The 20,708-nt window shown below is 73.3% G+C and carries 17 protein-coding genes; 7 read left to right on the forward strand and 10 right to left on the reverse strand.

The genetic code is table 11. From position 1 onward, the window contains the following. The 8 genes from LN042_RS02500 to LN042_RS02535 all read right to left on the reverse strand — a co-directional run. On the reverse strand, positions 1 to 1,092 hold a 1,092-nt coding region (locus LN042_RS02500), incomplete at its 3' end, for a glycerate kinase family protein (RefSeq protein ID WP_230048086.1). Beyond that, entirely contained in the window at positions 1,089 to 1,925 is an 837-nt protein-coding gene (locus LN042_RS02505) for a sugar phosphate isomerase/epimerase family protein (RefSeq protein ID WP_230048087.1), read from the reverse strand. The genes LN042_RS02500 and LN042_RS02505, both read right to left, overlap by 4 nt. Then, entirely contained in the window at positions 1,922 to 3,070 is a 1,149-nt protein-coding gene (locus tag LN042_RS02510; RefSeq protein ID WP_230048088.1) for a dihydrodipicolinate synthase family protein, read from the reverse strand. Before LN042_RS02510 ends, LN042_RS02505 begins: the two co-directional genes overlap by 4 nt. After that, on the reverse strand, positions 3,070 to 4,221 hold the full coding sequence (locus LN042_RS02515; RefSeq protein WP_230048089.1) for a Gfo/Idh/MocA family protein: 1,152 nt from the start codon (positions 4,219 to 4,221) through the stop codon (positions 3,070 to 3,072). Before LN042_RS02515 ends, LN042_RS02510 begins: the two co-directional genes overlap by 1 nt. 129 nt (positions 4,222 to 4,350) lie before the next feature. Further along, entirely contained in the window at positions 4,351 to 5,331 is a 981-nt protein-coding gene (locus tag LN042_RS02520; RefSeq protein ID WP_230048463.1) for a hydroxyacid dehydrogenase, read from the reverse strand. Between the two features lie 122 nt (positions 5,332 to 5,453). Continuing rightward, the gene (locus LN042_RS02525) at positions 5,454 to 6,368 is read right to left on the reverse strand and encodes a carbohydrate ABC transporter permease (protein ID WP_230048090.1); all 915 of its coding nucleotides are present in this window, start codon (positions 6,366 to 6,368) and stop codon (positions 5,454 to 5,456) included. Further along, on the reverse strand, positions 6,365 to 7,327 hold the full coding sequence (locus LN042_RS02530; RefSeq protein WP_230048091.1) for a carbohydrate ABC transporter permease: 963 nt from the start codon (positions 7,325 to 7,327) through the stop codon (positions 6,365 to 6,367). Before LN042_RS02530 ends, LN042_RS02525 begins: the two co-directional genes overlap by 4 nt. Next, positions 7,324 to 8,673 (reverse strand): ABC transporter substrate-binding protein, encoded by a 1,350-nt coding sequence (locus LN042_RS02535; RefSeq protein ID WP_230048092.1) that lies wholly within the window; start codon positions 8,671 to 8,673, stop codon positions 7,324 to 7,326. Before LN042_RS02535 ends, LN042_RS02530 begins: the two co-directional genes overlap by 4 nt. Before the next feature lie 286 nt (positions 8,674 to 8,959). On the opposite strand from LN042_RS02535, the gene LN042_RS02540 reads away from it, so the two are divergent. Beyond that, positions 8,960 to 10,894, forward strand: coding sequence for a DUF2264 domain-containing protein (locus LN042_RS02540; protein ID WP_230048093.1), 1,935 nt, complete (start codon positions 8,960 to 8,962; stop codon positions 10,892 to 10,894). A gap of 5 nt (positions 10,895 to 10,899) precedes the next feature. After that, positions 10,900 to 11,679, forward strand: coding sequence for a sugar phosphate isomerase/epimerase family protein (locus LN042_RS02545; RefSeq protein ID WP_230048094.1), 780 nt, complete (start codon positions 10,900 to 10,902; stop codon positions 11,677 to 11,679). 70 nt (positions 11,680 to 11,749) lie between these two features. Here the strand turns inward: LN042_RS02545 and LN042_RS02550 are convergent, their stop codons facing one another. After that, positions 11,750 to 12,808, reverse strand: a complete 1,059-nt coding sequence (locus LN042_RS02550) for a LacI family DNA-binding transcriptional regulator (RefSeq protein ID WP_230048095.1) — start codon at positions 12,806 to 12,808, stop codon at positions 11,750 to 11,752. Positions 12,809 to 13,142: 334 nt separating this feature from the next. Between LN042_RS02550 and LN042_RS02555 the strand changes: the two genes are divergently transcribed. From LN042_RS02555 to LN042_RS02565, 3 genes are all read left to right on the forward strand, one after another. Next, on the forward strand, positions 13,143 to 14,273 hold the full coding sequence (locus LN042_RS02555) for a LacI family DNA-binding transcriptional regulator (protein ID WP_230048096.1): 1,131 nt from the start codon (positions 13,143 to 13,145) through the stop codon (positions 14,271 to 14,273). Positions 14,274 to 14,427: 154 nt separating this feature from the next. Next, positions 14,428 to 15,348, forward strand: a complete 921-nt coding sequence (locus tag LN042_RS02560) for an aldose 1-epimerase family protein (protein WP_230048097.1) — start codon at positions 14,428 to 14,430, stop codon at positions 15,346 to 15,348. 34 nt (positions 15,349 to 15,382) lie between these two features. Continuing rightward, a complete protein-coding gene (locus LN042_RS02565) occupies positions 15,383 to 15,868 on the forward strand; it encodes a gluconokinase (RefSeq protein WP_230048098.1) in 486 nt (161 codons plus the stop codon). Here LN042_RS02565 and LN042_RS02570 read toward each other — a convergent pair. Further along, a complete protein-coding gene (locus LN042_RS02570; RefSeq protein WP_230048099.1) occupies positions 15,825 to 17,624 on the reverse strand; it encodes a cation:proton antiporter in 1,800 nt (599 codons plus the stop codon). The two genes, LN042_RS02565 and LN042_RS02570, sit on opposite strands and share 44 nt — an antisense overlap. 350 nt (positions 17,625 to 17,974) lie before the next feature. Here LN042_RS02570 and LN042_RS02575 point away from each other — a divergent pair, with 350 nt between their 5' ends. Next, positions 17,975 to 18,226 carry a hypothetical protein gene (locus LN042_RS02575; RefSeq protein WP_230048100.1) on the forward strand — a complete coding sequence of 84 codons (252 nt, stop codon included), beginning with the start codon at positions 17,975 to 17,977 and terminating at the stop codon, positions 18,224 to 18,226. A gap of 334 nt (positions 18,227 to 18,560) precedes the next feature. Then, positions 18,561 to 20,630 carry a hypothetical protein gene (locus tag LN042_RS02580; RefSeq protein WP_230048101.1) on the forward strand — a complete coding sequence of 690 codons (2,070 nt, stop codon included), beginning with the start codon at positions 18,561 to 18,563 and terminating at the stop codon, positions 20,628 to 20,630. Positions 20,631 to 20,708 lie beyond the last annotated feature (78 nt).

Below are 20,708 nucleotides of genomic sequence, written 5' to 3' on the forward strand. Positions count from 1 at the left end.
CAGCCGCAGCCAGACCGGCGAGCCCGCCTCGGCGGCGAGCGCGGCGCCCGCCCGGTGGAGCCAGTGGGCCGCCCGGGCGCGGGCCGCCTTCGGGTCGCCGGCGATGCTGCTGAGCGTCAGCACGCCCTCGCCGGTGGACTCCCCGGCGACGATCCGCGCGGCGACCCCGGACCGCTCGGCGCGCGCGAGCACCTCGCCGACGACCTTGCCGAGCAGGCTGGTGGCGTCGAACCTGCCTTCGCCGGTGACGACCAGGTCGGCCCCGGCCAGTGCCTCCGTCAGGCCGAGCAGGTCGGCGACGGCTGCCGCGCCGGGCGTGACGGTGGCGCCCCAGGCGGCCATCAGGCCGTAGGCGGCGCCACCGGCCGCGCCCGCTCCGGGTCGTCGCGGATCGCCACCGAGCAACTCGGCGAGGCGGCCGAGGCCTTCGTCGAGCCGTTCGATGTCGGCGGGCGAGGCGCCCTTCTGCGGACCGTACACGGCGGCGGCGCCGGCGGGGCCCAGCAGCGGGTTGGCGACATCGGTGAGCAGCCGCACGCCGCCGAGCGGCGCGGCCCGGAACCGGCCGCGGTCCACCCAGTGGGCCCGGCCGAGGGCGCCGCCGCCGTCGGGCAGCGGCACGCCGTCGGCGTCGAGCAGCCGCAGGCCCAGGGCCGCCAGCAGACCGGCCCCGCCGTCGGTGGAGGCGGAGCCGCCGAGGGCGACCATCAGCCGCCGTGCTCCGCCGTCGAGGGCAGCGGCGATCAGCTCGCCGGTGCCCCGGCTGGTGGCGGTGAGCGGGGCGAGGTCGCCCATCAGCGTGATCCCGCTGGCGGTGGCGAGTTCGACCACGGCGGTGCCGTCCGGGAGGAGGGCGTACTCACCGTCCACGGGCCGGCCGTCGGGGCCGGTGCAGCCGCCCATCCGGATGAGGGCGGCACCCGGGTGGGCGGCCATGACGGCGGCCAGAGTGCCTTCTCCGCCGTCGGCCATGGGTCGGATCACCAGGTGGTCCGCCCGGCGGACGGAGCGCCAGCCGTCGGCCAGCGCCCGAGCCGCGTCGGCGGCGGTGACGGTCCCCTTGAAGGAGTCGGGTGCGAAGACGACCCTCACGGGGTTTCCACGTGGGCGCGGTGGCGCTCGATCACGGTCCGCAGGGTCTGCTCCCCGGGGGTGTCCCAGATCCGCTGGTTGAAGATCTCGACCTCGATCCAGCCGGTGTAGCCGGCCGCGTCGACGAGGTCGGTCATGGCCCGGAAGTCGATGTGGCCGTCACCGACGTGGCCGCGCCCCAGCAGGACGTCGGGGGGCAGCGGCAGCGTCCAGTCGCAGACCTGGTAGGAGGCGATCCGCTCCCCGGCGCGGGCGATCTGCTCGGCCAGCCGCGGGTCCCACCAGACGTGGTAGCTGTCCACCACGACACCGACCTGCTCGACGGGGAACTGCTCGGCGAGGTCGAGTGCCTGGCCCAGGGTGGAGACCACGGCCCGGTCGGCGCAGAACATCGGATGCAGCGGCTCGATCGCCAGACGCACGCCGAAGTCACCGGCGTGCGGGGCGAGTTCGCCGAGCAGCTCGGCCACCCGGGCGCGGGCGCCGGCCAAGTCGCGGCTGGGGTGCGCAGATCCGGCACCGGGAAGGCCGCCGACCACCATCACCAGGGTGTCGGTGCCCAGTTCGGCCGCCTCCTCCAGGGCACGCAGGTTCTCCGCCAGCGCCGCCTGGAGGCCCTCGGGGCCGGGAGCGGTGAGGAAGCCGCCCCGGCACAGGCTGCTGACCGCCAGGCCCGCATCGCGGACCAGCTTCACCGCGGTGGCGAGGCCGGTCTCGGCGACCTTGTCCCGCCACAGGCCGATCGCCGGGACGCCGGCGTCCACGCAGCCCTGGACGGCCTCGGGCAGGCTCCAGTTCCTGGTGGTGATCTGGTTCAGGGACAGCCGACTCATGCGTCCACCCCCGCCACGGCGAGGAACCGGCGCATCCGGTCGACGGCGAGGTCCGGGTCGGGCAGCACGCCGGCCTGGTCGGCGAGCCGGAACAGCTCCACCAGGTGCGGCACGGAACGACCGCTCTGCGCACCGGCCACCATGGTGAAGTGGTCCTGGTGGCCGGCGAGCCACGCCAGGAAGACGATGCCCGTCTTGTAGTGGTACGTCGGCGTGGTGAACAGGTGCCGGGCCAGCGGCAGGGTCGGGGCCAGCAGGGCGTCGTAGCGGTCCAGGTCGCCGGAGTCGAGCGCGTGCAGGGCGGCGGCGGCCCTGGCGGCGATCGGGTCGAAGACGCCCAGCAGTGCGTGGCTGTGGCCGAGTTCATCGCCCCGGATGAGCTGCGGGTAGTTGAAGTCGTCCCCGGTGTAGAGCTTGACGCCATCGGGCAGGGCGCGGCGCAGCGCGATCTCCCGGTCGGCGTCGAGCAGGGACACCTTGATGCCGTCGATCCGGTCGGCGTGCTCCTCGACGAGCGCCAGCACGGTTCCGGTGGCCCGGTCGAGGTCGGGGGAGCCCCAGTAGCCCCGCAGCGCCGGGTCGAACATCTCGCCGAGCCAGTGCAGGATGACGGGCTGCCTGGCCTGGCCGATCAGGTGGCCGTAGAGCCGCAGGTAGTCGTCGGGGCCGTGCGCGGTGGCGGCGAGCGCCCGACTGGCCATCAGGACGGGCTGCGCACCGGCGTCTTCGACCACCTCCAACTGCTGCTCGTAGGCGGCCAGGATCTCGGACGGATCCGGGTCGGGAGTGGTGAGTTGATCGGTGCCCACGCCGCACGCGAGCCTGCCTGCGACGGCCCGGGCCTCGGCTCCGGAGCGGGTGATCAGCTCCTTGGTGGCGGCCCAGTCCAGGCCCATGCCGCGCTGGGCCGTGTCCATGGCGTCGGCGACGCCGAGGCCGAGCGACCACAGGCGGTGGCGGAAGGCCATGGTGGCCTCCCAGTCGACGGCGGCGGCCGCACCGGGCGCGTTCCCGCCCTGCGGGTCGGCGACCACGTGAGCGGCGGCGAGAGCCACGCGGCTGGTCGATGGACGGAGCCGAGCGGGCAGCGGCTCGGGCTCGCGCAGGACCAACCGGCCGGTACCGGGGAGCTTCAACTCGGCCATCAGATCTCCAGTTCGGGAACGTCGAAGCGGCGGCCCTCGGCGGCGGAGCGCAGGCCCAGCTCGGCGAGCTGCACGCCCTTGGCGCCCTCCAACAGGTCCCACTGGTACGGGGAACCGGTGACGGCGTGCTTGAGGAACAGCTCCCACTGGACCTTGAAGCCGTTGTCGAACTCCTCGTTGTCGGGCACCTGCTGCCACTGCGAGCGGAACGACTCGGTGGCCGGCAGGTCGGGGTTCCAGACCGGCTTGGGGGTGCCGGCGCGGTGCTGGAAGCGGCAGTTGCGAAGGCCCGCCACGGCGCTGCCCTCGGTGCCGTCGACCTGGAACTCCACCAGCTCGTCGCGGTCGACCCGGACCGCCCAGGAGGAGTTGATCTGGGCGGTGATGCCGCCCTCCAACTCGAAGACGCCGTAGGCGGCGTCGTCGGCGGTGGCCTGGTACGGCTTGCCCTGCTCGTCGACCCGGGTGGGGATGTGGGTGGCGGTGTGGGCGTACACCGAGCGGACCGGGGCGATGAGGTTGTCCAGCACGTAGCGCCAGTGCGGGAACATGTCCAGGATCATGCCGCCGCCGTCCTCGGCGCGGTAGTTCCAGGAGGGCCGCTGGGCCGACTGCCAGTCGCCCTCGAAGACCCAGTAGCCGAACTCGCCGCGCACGGACAGGATCCGGCCGAAGAATCCGCCGTCGACCAGCCGCTTGAGCTTCAGCAGGCCCGGCAGGAACAGCTTGTCCTGCACCGCGCCGTTGCACACCCCGGCATCGCGGGCCAGCCGGGCCAGCTCCAGCGCGGCCTCGACCGACTCGGCGGTCGGCTTCTCAGTGTAGATGTGCTTCCCGGCGGCGATCGCCTTGCGGATGGCCTGCTCGCGGGCCTGGGTGACCTGGGCGTCGAAGTAGATCTCGGTGAGCGGGTGGGCCAGCGCCTCGTCCAGCGAGGTGGTCCAGTGCTCCAGGCCGTGGCGGTCGGCCAGCTCCTTGAGCTTGTGCTCGCTGCGGCCGACCAGGATCGGCTCGGGCCACAGCAGTTGGCCGTTCTCCAGGGCGAGGCCGCCCTGCTCGCGGATGGCCAGGATGGAGCGGACCAGGTGCTGGCGGTAGCCCATCCGGCCGGTCACGCCGTTCATGACGATGCCGATCACTTTGCGGGACATGGGCGGGCTCTCCTCGGGTGGTGTGAAGCCTCGGCAGCGGGCCGAGTGCGGTGGTGCTTTCCAAACATGCGTCGGGATCCCGCCGGGTCATGGCGATGACGACCCCGGCGGGGGAGACCTGGTGACCCGTCAGGCCGTGCGGTCGACCGCCTCCGGCAGGACCGGATGGGCGAACGGCAAACCCGCGGTGTAGCAGGCGAGTTCGTCGGCGACGGCGGCTGCCATCCGGTGCAGCTCGTTGCCCAGCGAGCCGGCCACGTGCGGGGTGAGCAGCACGTTCGGCAGCTCGTACAGCGGCGAGTCGGCCGGCAGCACCTCGGGCGTGGTGACGTCGAGCACCGCGTTGAGGCGGCCGGCGGCCAGCTCCGCCACCAGGGCGTCCTGCTCGACCAGCGACCCGCGGGAGGTGTTGACCAGGGTGGCGCCGTCCGGCATCAGCGCCAGCATCCGGCGGCTGATCAGGTGGCGGGTGGCGGGGAGTTCGGGGGCGTGCACGCTCACCACGTCGCTGAGCGCGCAGAGTTCGTGCAGGGCCACGGCTCGGGCGCCCAGCGCTTGCGCCTCGTGCTGCGTCACATACGGGTCGTGGAGCAGGAGTTCGAGGTCGTACGGTCGGAGCAGCTCCAGCACCCGCCGGCCGATCTGCGAGGCGCCGACGATGCCGACGGTCTTGCGGTAGTTGCCCATGCCGGGGTGGGCGTGCTGCCAGTCGCGCCGCGCGCGTTGCTCCCGGTACTCCGAACTGATACGTAGCACCTGCTTGTTGGCGAACAGGACGGCGGCAACGGTGTATTCGGCGACCGGCAGGGCGTTGGCCCAGGCGGCCGAGGTGACCTGGATGCCGCGCTTCCAGCAGGCCTCGGTGATGTGGTGCTTGACCGACCCCGCGGCGTGCAGCACGGCACGCAGCCCGGGTGCGGCGGCCAGCACGGTTTCGTCGATCGGCGGGCAGCCCCAGCTGCTGACGATGACCTCCGCGTCGGCGAGGGCGGCGAGCGCCTCCGGGGTGCCGAAGTCGTCGATGACCAGGGCGGGATCGAGGTCGGCGAGGCTGGTGAGCCGGCCGAGCGTGCGGCGGTCGAACAGGCTCGGGGCGAGCTCGGGGTGCATGGCCAGCACTGCTCGCGGCCGCGTACGGCCGGCGGGCGGCAGCTCCGCGTCGCCGGTGGCCGCGGTCTGCGGGTTGGACACTGGGGTCTCCGGAGTGTCGGTGAAGTGGGCTGGTCGGTCGGTCACTTGATGCTGCCCGCGGTGAGGCCGGCCTTCCAGTGCCGCTGCAGGGCGATGAAGGCGACCACCAGCGGGACGATCGCCAGCAGTGAGCCGGTGACGACCAGCGGGTAGTACGAGGGCTCGCTCCGGGTCTGGGTGTTCCAGGAGTAGAGCCCGAGGCTGACCGGGAAGAGCTTGCTGTCGGAGAGCATCACCAGCGGCAGGAAGAAGTTGTTCCAGATGGCCGTGAACTGGAACAGGAACACCGTCACGAAGCCGGGCATCACCATCCTCAGGCCGATCGACCAGAAGGTGCGCAGCTCGCCGGCGCCGTCCACGCGGGCCGCCTCCAGGACCTCGCCGGGCACGTACCCGGCGCAGAACACCCTGGCCAGGTAGACCCCGAAGGGGTTGACCAGGCTGGGGACGAAGACGGCCCAGAAGGTGTTGACCAGGCCGACCTTGGAGGCCAGCAGGTACATCGGCAGGGCGAGTGCGGTGGTGGGCACCAGGACGCCGAGCAGCACCAGACCGAAGAGCTTCTCCTTGCCGCGGAAGCCGTAGACCTCGAAGGCGTAGCCCGCGCAGACGCAGACGAAGGCGCAGCCCAGCGCTCCGAGCCCGGCGTACAGCAGGGAGTTGAGGTACCAGTGGAAGTAGATCCCGGCGTCGGCCGCGGCCAGGTCGTGCAGGTTCTGGCCGAGGTGGAAGTCGGCCGGGGTCAGGGTGTTGCCGCCCAGCAGGTCCGGGGTGTTCTTGGCGGCCGCGGTGAGCAGCCAGCCCAGCGGCAGCAGGGTGTAGAGCGTGAACAGCACCAGGGCGCCGTTGACGGCCGCCTTGGAGGGGCTCCACGGCCGCCGCCCGGCCCGGCCGGGCGCGGGTGTCGGCCGGGGCTGGGGCGCGGCGGCCCGCTCGGGAGGAGAGAGCGTCTTCATGCGGCGGCCTCCGCCCGGCGTTCGGTCCGGCCACGGGTGAGCCGGGTGACGATGAAGGACAGCGCGGCGGCGACCAGCGCGAGCATCACGGACGAGGCCGCGGCCAGGCCGTAGTCGTCGCGGTCGAAGGCCGCGGTGTAGGCGAACATGTTGGGCGTCCAGGAGCTGACCACGGCGGGCGCGGTGCGGTACATGATCATCGGCTCGGTGAACAGCTGGAGCGAGCCGATCACGGTGAACATGCCGACCATCGTGATCGAGGCCCGGATCAGCGGGACCTTGATGCTGAGGGCGGTGCGCAGCGGGCCGGCGCCGTCCACCACCGAGGCCTCCAGGACCTCGCGCGGGATGGCCTGCAGCGCGGCGTAGAAGATCACCATGTTGTAGCCGGTCCACTCCCACACGGCCATGTTGACCACCGCGGGCAGCGGGTGGCCGAGCAGGTCCAGGTGGCTGCCGGCCGAGTTCAGCGCGCCGATCACCGGGCTGATGCCGGGGGTGTAGAGGTAGGTCCAGACCAGTGCCGCGATGATGCCCGGCACGGCGTGCGGCAGGAACAGCGCCAGCTGGAAGAACCGCTTGGCCCGGGCCAGCACGGAGTCCAGCAGCAGGGCCGCCAGCAGCGACAGGCCGAGCATGACCGGGATGTAGAGCACGCAGTACTGGACGATGGTCAGGAAGCCGGTCCGGTAGGCCGAATCCCCCAGTGCCCGGGCGTAGTTGCCGAAGCCGGTGAAGACCGTTCGGGCGTCGCCGAAACCCAGACCGGAGCGCTGCTCGGTGAACAGGCTCAGGTAGACGGCGTAGCCGATCGGGACCAGCATCACGGCGGTGAAGAGCAGCAGGAACGGGGCGATGAGCAGGGCGGGGGCCCCGCTCCTCCCGCGCCGCCTGACGGTGGCGGCGCGGGAGGCGGCGTTGTCGCCCCGCGGCGGAGCCGCTGATCGGGACCGTGTCACTGGGCGACCTTGAGTCCGCGGGTCTTGAGTGCGTTGACGGTGGACTGCTGGGCGGCGTCGACGGCCGCGCCGATGGTGCCGCCGCTGCCGAGCTTGCCGAAGGCGTCCGACATGGTGCTGTTGGCGACGCTCATGGCCGGTCCCCACTGCCAGTCGGGCAGGATCGCCTTGGACTCGTCGACGAAGACGGAGTAGATGTCCTGGCCGCCGTAGAAGTCGGTCTTGAAGGCCGACTTGGCGGTCGGCACCAGCTCCGGGTCGGCGGGGAACAGCGAGGAGGTGCCGGAGGCGATGCGGGCCTGGATGCCCTCGGGCGTGGTGGTCGCCCAGGTGGCGAACTCCACGGCGGCCTTGGCCTTCTTGCTGTCCTTGGAGACGGCGAAGGTGGTGCCGCCGAGCATGCCGCTGGCGGGCTTGCCGTCCCAGCTCGGGACCGGGGCGACCGCCCACTTGCCGGCCGCGCCGGGGGAGCTCGCCAGGTCGGACTGCAGCACGCCGCCTCCCCAGGCCGCGCCGACGTAGGCGGCGGTCTCGCCCTTCTGCAGCGAGGCGACCCACTGCTGGCTGAACGAGGTCTGGACGCGGACCAGGTCGTTGGAGACCAGCTGCTGCCAGTAGTCGGTTACCCGCTTGGTCTCGGGGCTGTTGAGGGCGACGTTCCAGGTGTCGCCGACGCCGGTGAACCAGTGCGCGCCGTTCTGCCAGGAGAGCGCCTCGAGGGTGCTCGGGTCGTCCGGGAAGAAGGTGCCGATCCGGGTGTTCGGCTCGGCCTGCTTCAGCTTCTGCGCGTCGGCGAGGTACTCGTCCCAGGTCGTCGGCGGGGTGGTGATGCCGGCCTGGGCGAAGAGGTCCTTGCGGTAGAACAGCGCCTGCGGGGAGGCGTCCAGCGGCAGGCCCCAGCTCTTGCCGGCGAGGGTGGTCAGCTCCACGGACTGCGGCAGGTACTTCGCCTTGAGGCTGTCCGGGACGAGCTTGGTGATGTCCTGGACGGCGCCCTGGCTGACGAAGTCGGGCAGCGCCGCGTACTCGACGTTGAACACGTCCGGGGCGTTGCCGGCCTTGACCGCGTCCGTGATCTTCGCATAGCCGCCCGCGACGCCGGACGGGATCTGCTGGAAGGTGACCTGGACGTCCTTGTGCGAGGAGTTGAACGCGTTCACCACGTCCTGGGTGCCCTTGGCCCAGCCCCAGAAGGTGATGGTGACCGGGCCGGAGTCCGCGCCGTTGGAGCTGGATCCCCCGCCGCTGCCGCAGGCCGCGACGAGGGACAGGGAGAGCGCGCCGATGGTGGCGACGGCGGCGAGGCGCGCTCTGCGCGAACGGGCGCTGGTGGGGGAGATGGACATGGCTCGGCTCCTGGGGCGGGGGCGGTGTGCCGTTGACGGCCGATCGTCGAACGGACGGTCGGCGGATTGCGGCTATCCTGCGACCACCTCCGATCAGAGTCAAGAGGAACGGATCAATTGATCCGAGTTGATCCGATCGTAATCATCGTCAACCGTCAATCTGCCGCCCGTCTGGCCTTCCGCTGCATGACGCCCTGGCGGGCCTGATCATTCGGTCCGATCGTCTTGACGAATGATCGAGCCGTTTCTAGATTCGGTCAGCCCGTCCCGAGCAAGGAGCACAGCCATGCCCTCGATCGCGTTGCCACCCGAGGACCGGACGGTCAGTCCGTACACCGGATGGACCAGGGCCCACTGGGAGGCCGCCGCGGACGGCCTGCTGGAGTCCGTGACGCGGTTCGCCGGCCCCGAGCAAGCCCTGATCGCACTCCCCGGCGAGCGGCCCAGCATCTCGGGGCGGCGCTCGGACGCCCTGGAGGGATACGCGAGGACCTTCCTGCTCGCGGCCTTCCGAGTCGCCGGAGCCGGCGGCGCCGACCCGAACGGACTCCTGCGGCGATACGGGCAAGGTCTGGCCGCCGGCACCCGGACCCCGACCGCCGAGGGCGACCTCGCCGACGGGGACCCGGTCTCCTGGCCCGGCATCGCCGATCGGCACCAGGCCCTGGTGGAGGCCGCGTCGATCGCCGTGGGCCTGCGCCTCACCCGCCCGTGGCTCTGGGACACCCTCGACCAACCGACCCGCGAACAGGTCCGGGCCTGGCTCGCCCCCGGCCTGCGGCCGTCCCCGGTCGACAACAACTGGTGGCTCTTCCCCGCCATGGTCGGCGGCTTCCTGGTCGAGGCCGGCCTCGACCACGACGGTGCCGGGCAGCGCGCCGTCGACCGCGGGCTGGAGCGGATCGAGCAGTGGTACCTCGGCGGCGGCTGGTACACCGACGGGCGCCCGCGCGCCTTCGACCACTACAACGGCTGGGCCCTCCACCTCTACCCCGTGCTGCACGCCCACCTGACCGGCGACCAGCGGCTGCTCGACACCTACGGCCCCCGCCTCGCCGCCCACCTGGCGGGCCACGCCCGCACCTTCGGCGCCGACGGCGCACCCGTGCACCAGGGCCGCTCGCTCGCCTACCGCTTCGCCGCCGCAGCGCCGCTCTGGGCCGGCGCCCTCACCGGGCACACCCCGCTCTCCGCCGGCACCACCCGTCGCCTGGCCTCCGGCGCGCTGCGGTACTTCATCGACGGCGGCGCCCTGGACGCCGACGGCCTGCTCACGCTCGGCTGGTTCGGCCGCTACCCCGCCATGGTCCAGACCTACTCGGGGCCGGCCTCGCCGTACTGGGCCGCCAAGGGCTTCCTGGGCCTGCTGCTGCCCGCCGACCATCCGGTGTGGACGGCGGTGGAGGAGCCGGGCCCGGCCGAGACGGCGGACGCGGTCACCGCGCTCCCGCAGCCGGGCTGGCTGATCCAGTCCACCGCGGCGGACGGCCTGGTCCGCCTGCACAACCACGGCAGCGACGACCAGCCGGCCGACCAGGTGCTCCCCGACAACCCGCTCTACGCCCGCCTCGCCCACTCCACCGCCACCGGGCCCGCCTTCGTCGGCGCCCCGGACAACCACATCGGCCTGGTGGCGCACGGCGAGCTCAGCGAGCGCGGCCGGATCCGGCCGCTCGGCGCCGGAGCCGGCTGGGCCGCCTCCGCCCACCACCCGCGCGCCGGCGGGCGCGAGCTGCCCGACACCACCATCACCTCGCTGGTCCTCGCGTCCGGCGCCGACGAGGTCCGCGCCCACCTGGTCTGCGGCGCCGAGCCCGGCACCGAGGTCCGGCACAGCGGCTGGGCGGCGGCCGGTGCCACGGCCACCGAGCGGGTGGACGGGCCGCGCGCCCGGGTGACCGCCACCGGCCCGGGAGGCGTGCGGCTCACCTCGGTGCTGCAGAACGTCCACGGCTTCACCGCCGCGGACTGCCCCGGGCTGCCCGGCGGCACCGCGTTCGGCCCGGCGGCCGCGGTACCGGTGCTCACCGGCCACACCGGCGCCGGGCCTTCGCTCTTCGTCAGCACGGGCAGGCTGAGCCGGGCCGCGGAACCGGTCCGCGCACCCCGGGTGCACGTCGACGGCGACCGGGTCCACGTGCGGTGGCCGGACGGCACCGAGCACCGGGCCGTCCTGGCGCCCGGCCGGGTCACCGTCACCACCGTGCACCCGGAGGGCTGACCGGCATGCGACTGGCCTTCTCCACCCTCGGCCTGCCGGGCCGCCCGCTCACCGATGCCCTCCGACTGGCCACCGCGCACGGCTGGGCGGGCCTGGAGCTGCGCTGCGCGCTCGGCGAGCCGGTGCACCTGGAGCTGACCGCCGCCGAACGGGCGGCCGCGGCCCGGGAGTTCACCGCCGCCGGGATCACCCCGCTGACGGTCGCCGGCTACCTCGGCGTCGCGGCACCGGGCGGTGACGCCGAGCCGGTCGCCGAGCTGCGGGAGCAGCTGCGGCTGGCCGCCGACCTCGGCGCGCGGTACCTGCGGGTCTTCCCGCGCGGCGGCACGGGGCCGGCGGCCGAGACCGACCGGCGAGCCGCGGCGCGCCTGGCGGCCGCGGCCGACACGGCGCACTCCCTGGGCGTGCGGATCCTGCTGGAGACCCATGACTCGCACCGCGGCGGGCGGGACGTGGCCCGGGTGCTCGACCTGGTGGGCCACCCGTCGGTCGGCGCGCTGTGGGACGTGATGCACACCCACCTGGCGGGCGAGGCCCCCGCGCAGTCCCACGCCGCCCTCGCCCCGCACCTCGGCTACGCGCAGGTGAAGGACATCGCCGGCCCGGACGACCTCGCCCCGCTGCCGCTCGGCGCGGGCGTGCTGCCGCTCGCCGACTGCGTGGCGCTGCTGGCGCCCGACTGCTGGGTGTCCTGGGAGTACGAGGCGCCCTGGTTCCCGCACGTCCCGCCGCTCGACGACCTGCTCGGGCCGGGCGCGGCCCTGCTGGCCCGGCTGGCCGGCTGACGGGCCGGCGCGGCGACGACACGGCCGGGCGGCCGGGCAGCCGGACCCGTGCTGGGTGCCGTCAGTCGGCCTAGCCGCCGACGCCGCCGCAGGACGTGCGGATCTTCAGCTCCGGCAGCAACTGGACGTGGTGGACCGGCAGTTCGTTCTCGCTGTCGATGCGGCGCAGCATCAACTCGAGCGCGCCGGCGCCCACCGCGTGCTTGGGCGGGGCGACGGCGGTCAGCGGGGGCGAGGCCAGCGCCGCGAACACGTCGTCGTAGGAGATCAACGCCAGATCGTCGGGCGCGCGCAGGCCCCGGGCCCGCAGCAGCGGGGCCAACTGGATCGCCTCCTGGTCGTTGTGGATCAGGAACGCCCGCACGCCCTGGCCGACGGCCGCGGCAATCCGCGCGGCGAGCCCTTCCGCGTCGATGCCGGGGCGGGCGACGTCGATGACCGGGTACGGCCGCAGACCGAGCAGCCGGACGCCCTCCTCGTAGCCCGCCCGCACCTGGCCGGCCGTCCAGGAGTCCAGCCGGGCGGCCAGCGCCACCGACTCGTGCCCGAGCGAGGCCAGGTGCCGCAGGGCCAGCAGCACGCCGTGCCGATGGTCCGAGCCCACCGAGTCCAGCTCGGCGGCGGCGCTCTCCGCGGGCGCGAGGCGTTCGACCAGCACGGCGGGCACCGGCAGCTCGCGGAGCCAGTCCGCGTCCACCGCGCCGGTCCCCGGGCGCCAGTTGGGGCTGAGGAGCAGGCCGTCGAGCCCGGTGTCGAGCAACTGGTCCACCTGGGCGCGGTCGTCCGCCGACTCGTACGCGGAGATGCCGAGCACCAGCCTGGCGCCGGCGGCGGTGGCCGCGGCACGGGCCCCGGCGATGATCTCGTCGAAGTACGAGCCGACGGTGGGCACCAGCATGCCGACGACCCGGTCGCGGCCGGCCGGGCCCGTCGCTGCGGCGTCGCGGGGCAGCGAGACGGCACCGTGGGAGCGGCGCAGCAGACCGGCTTCGGCGAGGGCCGCCACGTCCCGGCGCACGGTCACCGCCGCGGTGCCGATCCTCTCGGCCAGATCCACCACCCGGACCGTGCCCACTTCACGGACGACCTCGAGGATCCGGGCCCGCCGTTCCTCCGCGGTGATGGTCATGCTTCTTCTCCCCGTCCGGCCCGCCGAGGCTGGCGGCAGGCTGCGGCAGACCGCTTGGATATCACTTGCTCATCTTCTGATCGAGTACACAGTAGGCGACTGGTCGGCTGAGCGGAAAGCCCGGCGGGGAGCGCGCGCAGGTCGCCGCGCGCCCGCCGGGCCGGTGCCGCGGACGAGCAGGTGATGTGGACGGCGGTCTGCCGCCAGCTGAACGGCAAGTCGATTCATGCGGAAGTCATCTGCCCGAACAGGTATTGACCGGACAGCGAACCTGGCAAATCCTGTCAGCCGACGGTCGCACGGCCCCGTCAGCTGATGGACCAGGGAGTTACGCATGACCGGCTCGGCTCACCGATCGGCCGAGGCCACCGCCCCGCGGGGCAGAGGGCTGAAGTTCCGCACGCTCGCGGACCGCCTGCGCCGGGAGATCGACGAGGGCCTCTGGCCGCCGGGCAGCCGGCTGCCGACCGAGCAGGAGCTCGCCCGGGCGCACGGGGCCTCGGTCAGCACCGTCCGCCGCGCCGTCGCCGATCTGGTGGCCGAGGACTTGGTGGTGCGCCGCCAGGGCTCCGGCACCTATGTCCTCGCCCCGGCGGCCGCCGGCGGCCGCTCCGCCCTGATCGGCGTCATCGTCCCCGACACCGCCTTCTACTACCCCCGGGTGCTGCAGGGCATCGAGGAGGAACTCACGGCGGCGGGTGCACGGTGCGTCATCGCCAGTTCCAGCTACGACCAGGCCCGGGAGCTCAGGGCCATCGCCGACATGCTCGACGCGGGCGCCGAAGGCCTGCTGCTGGCGCCGACGCTGGCCGGGCCCGAGACGCCGGAGGCCTACCTGGACCGGCTGGCCGGGCTCCCGGTGCCGGTCGTCCTGGTGGAACGGCGGGGGACCAGCCTGGGGGACGCCACCGAGAGCGTCTGCACCCACCACGAGGCCGGCGGCTACGACGCCGTGCGCCACCTCGCCCGGCTCGGCCACCGGACCACCGGCCTGGTGCTGCGGCTGCACAGCCCGACCACCGAACCGGTGCGGCGGGGCTTCCACCAGGCCGTGCGCGAACTCGGCCTCGCCGGCAGTGAGTTCCGGGCCGCGCTGGAGGAGTGGAGCCCGGCGGCGGCCGACCGCTGCCTGACCGGGCTGCGCCGGGCGGGCGCCACCGCGGCGGTCTGCTTCGGCGACCGGCAGGCGGCCCTGCTGGAGGCCGCGGCCCGCCGGGCCGGGCTGCGCGTCCCCGACGACCTGGCACTGATCGCCTACGACGACGAGATCGCCGACATCGCGGAGGTTCCGCTGACCGCCGTCTCCCCGCCCAAGCACCTGCTGGGCCGCACGGCGGCCGGGTTGCTGCTGAACCGCCTGGATCACCCGGAGGACTCCCGCCGCCAGGTCCTGCTCCGGCCGGCGATCACGGTTCGCGAATCCTGCGGCGCCGCCCGGCCGCGGCTCGCGCTGACTCCGGGCTGAGCGGCGCGGAACTTCCCGACGGGGCATCAGCGCGGACCCGGCGCGGAGCCGAGACCCAACGCCCGGCGCGGAGCGAACACCGGCGGGCGAGCCGCTCCGTCAATCGCACCGTGTCGCGCTTGCTTCGGACCGGCCGCGACCCCAGGCTCGACACGTGAGCGACTACGAGACGGGACGTCAGCTGGTCCTGCGTCACCAGGACCAGCTGGCCGTGATCGTGGAGACCGGCGCGGCGCTGCGGTCGTACGCGGTCGGGGACCGCCAGGTGCTCGACGGGTTCGCCGCCGAGGAGCGGATCACCGGCGGGCGCGGCCAGATCCTCGTCCCGTGGCCGAACCGGGTTCGCGCAGGCCGGTACCGCTGGGAGGGGCAGGACCTGCGGTTGCCGCTGACCGAACCGGAGCGCGGCAACGCCATCCACGGGCTGCTCCGCTGGGTCTCGTGGCAGGTGCTGGAGGCGGACGCGGGGCACGTCGCGCTCGGGACCACCCTGTGGCCCCAGCCCGGGTACCCCTTCCGCCTCGACGTGCGCGCCGACTACCGGTTGGGCGGGGCGGGACTGGAGGTCGCCGTGACGGCGTGGAACCGCGGTGGGAGTGCGGCGCCGTACGGCGTCGGCCAGCATCCCTACCTGACCGTCGGCACGCCGACCGTCGACGACGCCCTGCTCACCGTTCCCGCGCAGACCTGGTCGAGGACCGACGAGGACGGCCTGCCCCTGGGGGAGGAGGCGGTCGCCGGGACGCCGTACGACTTCCGCCGGCCCAGGGCGATCGGACAGCAGCGCCTGGACACCCCGTTCGGCGCCCTCGCCCGGGACGAGCGGGGACGGGCAGTGGTGCGGCTGGCGCATCCGTCGGGTGACCGGGGGACCGATCTGTGGCTCGGCGAGGGCGCTCGGTACCTGCAGGTCTTCACCGGCGACACGCTCGGGGCGGGCGAGCGGCGCCGCGGCGTCGCCATCGAGCCGATGTCCTGCCCGCCGGGCGCCTTCAACAGCGGAGAAGGAGTCGTGAACCTCGCCCCGGGAGCGCGGCACACGATGCGCTGGGGGATCAGCCCGTGGCACGGGTAGCTCCGGTCCGGACGCTGCCGTGATCGTGGTGGTCATGGGGGTGTCGTCGTCGGGCAAGAGCACGGTCGCGGGCCTGCTCGCCTCTCGTCTCGGCGTCCCCTTCCTGGACGGCGACGACGTGCACAGCCCGGAGAACCTGAGGAAGATGAGCTCCGGGATCCCCCTCACCGACCTGGACCGAGCACCTTGGCTGGACGCCCTGGCGTCGTGGATCGGGGAGCACGAGCAGCGCGGTTGCGGTGGGGTGGTCGCCTGTTCGGCGCTCAAGCGCGCGTACCGCGACCGGCTCCGGAGCGCGGGGCGGATCTGGTTCCTCCAGCTCGAGCTCGCACCTGACCTCGCCGCGCGCAGGATCTCCGGGCGGACCGGGCACTTCATGCCACCGGCGTTGCTCGCATCGCAGTTCGACGCGCTGGAACCCCTGGAGCCCGACGAATGGGGCGCCACCGTCAGCGCCGCCGGCACCGTCGGCGAGGTCATGGCCGCGGTGGAGTCCCTACTGCCCCGCGATCCCGGATGAGGGCGGCCGGCGGGCCCAGCAGCACCTCGGCATCACCGGGGTGCGCCTCGGGGCTACGGCCGCGGGTCACCGGTGCCAGCGAGCCGTCCGCCCTGATCCGGAAGAGCACCTCGGTGCCCTCCGGAACCGCGCCATCGGACGGCCTGGTGATGATCACCGCCCCGGCCGCGTGCCGCCGGTCGAGCTCGGCCCTGCTCAGCGCCGGACCGAAGAGGATCTCCCCGCCGGTGAACGGAGCGATCACGCCGTGGCTGCCCGCGGGCGGCCCCGTGCGGTAGACGCCGGCCTGCGAGCCGCCCCGCAGCACGGTGGCGGCCAGCGCGTTGAAGTCGTCCTCGTCGGTGAGCAGCAGCACCGCGGTGACCCCCTCCAGCTCGGCCCCCTCTCCGGTCGCCGCCGCGAGCAGCTCGCCCGGCGCCAGTTCCAGGCCGGCTCGGCGGATCCGGTCGCGCTGCTCGCCGGCACCGGCCCACATCAGGACGTCGATCCCCGCGTCGGCGAAGGCCCTGCCCAGGTCGACGGCCCAGGGATCGCCTCCCACCAGGAGCGGCCTGGCGCGGGCCGCTCTGCGCACCCCGAGTCGACCCGCCACCGGGCTCGCGGTGAACGCGTAGAGCACCACCGTGCCCACGATGACGAGGAACGTGATCGGCAGGATCTTCGCCGCCCCGGCCACCCCCTTGGCGGCGAGCGACGCCGAGAAGGTGGCGGCGGTGGACGCGGCGACGATGCCGCGCGGGTCCATCCAGCCGATGAAGGACCGCTCGCCGCGGGGGAGGTCGGTGCGCAGGGTGGAGACCGCGGCCACGACGGGACGCACCACCAGGACCAGCAGCGCGATGAAGCCCAGCGTGGGCAGGAACAGGTGGCGCAGGGAGGCCGGGGTGATCGTGGCGGAGATGGAGACGAACAGGACCCCCAAGATCAGCTGGACCAGGTTCTCGAAGAACGGACTGCGCGCCGGCAGGTCCAGGCCGCGCACGTTCCTGACACCCACGCCGATCAGGACGGCCGCGAGCAGGCCGGAGTCGTCGCGGAGCGCGTCGCACACGGCCGCCACCCCCACCACCACCGCCAGCTGCGCCGAGGTGCCGAGGATCTCCGGGAGCCGCAACCGGCCGAGCAGCAGCCACAGCGCCAGCACACCCACGACGCCCCCTGCCAGACCCGTTCCGGCGCTCTCCAGGAACTGGACCACCTTGTGGGCCGGGTGGCTGCGGGTGCTCGCGCTGACGGCGTGGAAGACGAGGGCGCCGAGGATCCCGCCCACCGGGTCGACGAGCGAGCCCTCCCAGACGAGGATGTGCTGTAGCCGTTCCACCGGTCGCACGAAGGCCAGCAGCGGACCGACGACGGTGGGGCCGGAGACCACCAGGATGGCTCCCAGCATCACCGCGGCGCGGTACGGCAGTCCGAAGCACAGCTCCGCGAAGAGCAGGCCGCCCGCCCAGGTGATGGGCACGCCCAGCGCGATCAGCCGCACGACGACGCGCCGCGTGTGCCCCTTCAGCCGTCTGCGGTCCAGTCCGGTGCCGGCGTCGTAGAGGATCACCGCCACGGCCAGTGAGACCAGCGGAGTGAACGCCGGCCCGATCAGGCGCACCGGGTTCACCACCACGGTCAGTGCTCCGGCCGTGAACCCGGCGGGCAGCAGCAGCACCAGCGCCGGCACGCGGAGTCGGTCGGCCAGCACCTGGCAGCCGACCGCGAGCACCAGGGTCAGGCCGATGCCCAGCAGGATCTGTTGCTGCGTCACCGCTCCTCCTGCTGCCTGGCGGGTGGCCGATCCGGTGCCGCGGCGTGTGCCGGACCGGCTGCCGGACCGGTGCCGACCGCACCCGTGGGGGTCGGCAGGCGAACCCACAGGCGGCAGGGAGGGCGGTCACGGCTCCGACGACCGGAACCACCGGACGGGGCCCCGAGCCGTCGGCACCCCCGAGGCGCCGCTCGAGCCGGGGCCGGGGCCCCGTCGGCCACTTCCGCAGATTATCGGGGCGGCGTCCGTTTCCTCGGAGCCACACCGACAGCGCACCCTGTCGTCGGCGGGACCGGAGGGACCGGAGGGCACGAGTCGCCGAGACCGGACGGTGCCGCTTCGATGGTCGTATGGAAGCACATCCAGTTGATGCGTATGCAGATGAGCTGCTCGGCCTGGCCCCCGGCCTGCCCCGAGCGGCGGCGGACGAGCTCCTGCGCCGCGTCTTCCGGCACGGAGTGGAGGAGGGCGCGAAGACCGCGCTCGCCAATGTCGCGCAGCGGGAGAACGCCAAGGACGCCGAGAACCGCAGGCTCGCCGAGCGCCTGGTGGAGCTCGGTGAGGACCCGCTGTCGGTGACGCGGATCATGCGGGGACCCTAGCCGTCGGGCGTGCCGTCCGGGCAGCCCGCGCCGGCGGCCGCCAGGTCACCCGGGTCGGGTTACGCCGCGTCACCTGTCGGCGTCCTCCGAGTTGCCGCTCGGTCAGGCCCGTGTGGTGATTGCTGACGGAAGGGAATCGAGCCGATGGCAGCCCGGCCGAACGGGGTTCGGCGGCTGGGCACCGGCTCGAAGCCTGTCCGGTGATCACGTACGCGCTCACTCGGGGCCCTTCGGCCGACCGCGGCGTCCCTGGGCGCAGGGCATCGGCCTGCCGCACCGGCCGGCAGCCGAGCAGGTCTCAGGTGCCGCACAGGCAGCCGGTTGGAGGACGAGGATGGCGGGACCACAGGCCACGGGTGCCACGGCCGCGGGTGCCACGGCTGCGGGCGGGCGCGGCGGCGTAGCGAAGATCGTCGTCGCACTGGGGCTGGTGCTCGTCGCACAGGCCCTGTTCGTGCTGTGCCTGGTCAGCGCCCAGCAGTTGCTCCAGCCGCGGGACATGCCGTTCGGCGTGGCGGGGCCGCCCTCGCCCGTGGTCGCCGAGGTGGCGTCGAGGACCGGGCTGAACCTGACGGCCTATCCGAACCCGTCGGCCGTGATGACCGCGGCCGAACGGGGCGAGCTGTACGGCGCGTACCTCAGCGACGGTTCGTCCGACACGTTGATCGTGGTCCCCGCGAAGAGCTTCTTCGGCCAGACCGAGCTGGAGCCGGCGTTCCTGGAAGCCGCGCACAGACTGGACCGGCCGGTCACGGTGCAGGCGGTCAAGCCGCTCGCGTCCAGTGACCCGGTCGGCGCAGTGACATCGCTGTTGCTGCTGCCGCTGCTGATCGGCGGGTACCTGGCTGCCGTGCTGGTCTACAAGGCGGCCCACGGCACCGCCGCCGCACCGTGGCGCGCGGCCATCCTGATCGGATACGCCCTGGTGGGCGCGGTGCTGACCGACCTGATCGTCGGCCTGGGGATCGGCGCGTACGCCAGTGCCCACTTCTGGCCGCTGTTGCCGTGTTTCTGGCTCATCACCTCGGCGGTGGCGCTGGCCGCCGCCGCGGCGCAGGCCCTGGTGGGCAAGCTGGGCACGCTGCTCGTGGCGGTGCTCTTCATCGTCGTCGGCGGTCCACCCGCCGGGGGGCTGGGCACCTACCTGCTGCCGGTCTACTGGCGCAACATCGGCGTGGTCCTGCCGCCGCAGAACGCCGTCACCCTGATCAACCACGTGCTCTACTTCGGTGGCAACGACATCACCACCCCGATCGTCGTCCTGCTCCTCTACGCCGCCGCCGGAACGGCCGTCATCGCCTGGTTCGGTCGCATCCGCCCGGCTAGGGCGGCCACTCGGACGGGCGGCCCGGAGACCGAGGCAACCTCGCCGGGGGCTCCCGCGGCGAAGCCGCCCGGCCGCCGACGGGCTATGGTCGGGATGCTCGCGGCGCTGGGTGTCTGCGCCGTCATGCAATGCCTGTTCGCGACCACTTACATGACCGCCGAGCACGCCCCCAAGGCCTCTGACATGCCGTTCGGCGCGGTCGGATCCTCGCCCGTGCTGGCCGCGGCCGAGAAGAGCATCTCCCTGAAGGTCACTCAGTACCCCGACGAGGCCGCGGTCAAGGCCGCCATCGACCAAGCCCGGATCTTCGGCGGGCTCGTCTCCTCGGACGGCTCGAACACCCTGATCGTGGCGCCGTCCATGAGCGACCTGGCGCCGCTCGACCTCGCGGTGCGGTTCGAGGACGCGGCCAGGACCACCGGCCAGAGCCTGGCGGTGCAGCAGTACGCCCCGCTCCCGCTGGCGGCGAAGGACCCGTTCGGCCTGGTCCAGGGCCTCATGCTGATCCCCATGCTCATCGGCGGCTACATGAGCGCGACCCTGCTCATGGCGGCCACCGGTAGGGCGGCGGGCCGCTGGCGCGCCGCCCAGCTCGCCGGATTCGCCGTCGTGAGCGGCCTGGTCGTCGACCTGATCGTCTGCTACGGGCTGCAGGGGTTCCCCAGCAGCCGGTTCTGGATCACCTGGCCCATCTGCTCGCTGATCGTCGCCGTGGTCGCCTTCGTCGCCGCGGTCCTGCAGAAGCTGCTCGGGCCCGTCGGAACGCTGGTGACGGTCGTCGCGATCATCCTGTTCGGCAACCCCTCCTCCGGCGGCGCGAACGGAGTGCCCTACCTACCCGCGTTCTGGCGCGACATCGGTCCCTACCTGCCGCCGCGCAACGGCTACATCCTGCTGCACCAGACGATCTACTTCAACGGCCACGGCGTCAGCGAGGCCCTGACCAATCTGCTCATCTACCTGGGCGCCGCCGCGGCCGTGCTCATCGTGCTCGACCTGCGCAGCTCCGAGGCCCCGGTGCCCGTCGACGCCACCGAGGCCGCCGCCATGACCGCCCCGATCGGAGCCACGGCGTGAGTGCCGCCGACTTCTGCCATATGAGGACAATCACGGCAAAATGGAATCGCTGCGGCAAGGAACCCGAGACATCGGAGT

The sequence above is a fragment of the Kitasatospora humi genome (genome assembly GCF_020907985.1).
Classification (GTDB): Bacteria; Actinomycetota; Actinomycetes; order Streptomycetales; family Streptomycetaceae; genus Kitasatospora; species Kitasatospora humi.

Excerpts from the sequence above, each read along its gene's own strand:
- LN042_RS02515 (WP_230048089.1), bottom strand. The coding sequence starts at position 4,221 with ATGTCCCGCAAAGTGATCGGCATCGTCATGAACGGCGTGACCGGCCGG.
- LN042_RS02580 (WP_230048101.1), top strand. The coding sequence starts at position 18,561 with ATGGCGGGACCACAGGCCACGGGTGCCACGGCCGCGGGTGCCACGGCT.
- LN042_RS02555 (WP_230048096.1), top strand. The coding sequence starts at position 13,143 with ATGACCGGCTCGGCTCACCGATCGGCCGAGGCCACCGCCCCGCGGGGC.
- LN042_RS02545 (WP_230048094.1), top strand. The coding sequence starts at position 10,900 with ATGCGACTGGCCTTCTCCACCCTCGGCCTGCCGGGCCGCCCGCTCACC.
- LN042_RS02550 (WP_230048095.1), bottom strand. The coding sequence starts at position 12,808 with ATGACCATCACCGCGGAGGAACGGCGGGCCCGGATCCTCGAGGTCGTC.
- LN042_RS02520 (WP_230048463.1), bottom strand. The coding sequence starts at position 5,331 with ATGCACCCCGAGCTCGCCCCGAGCCTGTTCGACCGCCGCACGCTCGGC.
- LN042_RS02505 (WP_230048087.1), bottom strand. The coding sequence starts at position 1,925 with ATGAGTCGGCTGTCCCTGAACCAGATCACCACCAGGAACTGGAGCCTG.
- LN042_RS02565 (WP_230048098.1), top strand. The coding sequence starts at position 15,383 with ATGGGGGTGTCGTCGTCGGGCAAGAGCACGGTCGCGGGCCTGCTCGCC.
- LN042_RS02540 (WP_230048093.1), top strand. The coding sequence starts at position 8,960 with ATGCCCTCGATCGCGTTGCCACCCGAGGACCGGACGGTCAGTCCGTAC.
- LN042_RS02575 (WP_230048100.1), top strand. The coding sequence starts at position 17,975 with ATGGAAGCACATCCAGTTGATGCGTATGCAGATGAGCTGCTCGGCCTG.
- LN042_RS02535 (WP_230048092.1), bottom strand. The coding sequence starts at position 8,673 with ATGTCCATCTCCCCCACCAGCGCCCGTTCGCGCAGAGCGCGCCTCGCC.
- LN042_RS02510 (WP_230048088.1), bottom strand. The coding sequence starts at position 3,070 with ATGGCCGAGTTGAAGCTCCCCGGTACCGGCCGGTTGGTCCTGCGCGAG.
- LN042_RS02525 (WP_230048090.1), bottom strand. The coding sequence starts at position 6,368 with ATGAAGACGCTCTCTCCTCCCGAGCGGGCCGCCGCGCCCCAGCCCCGG.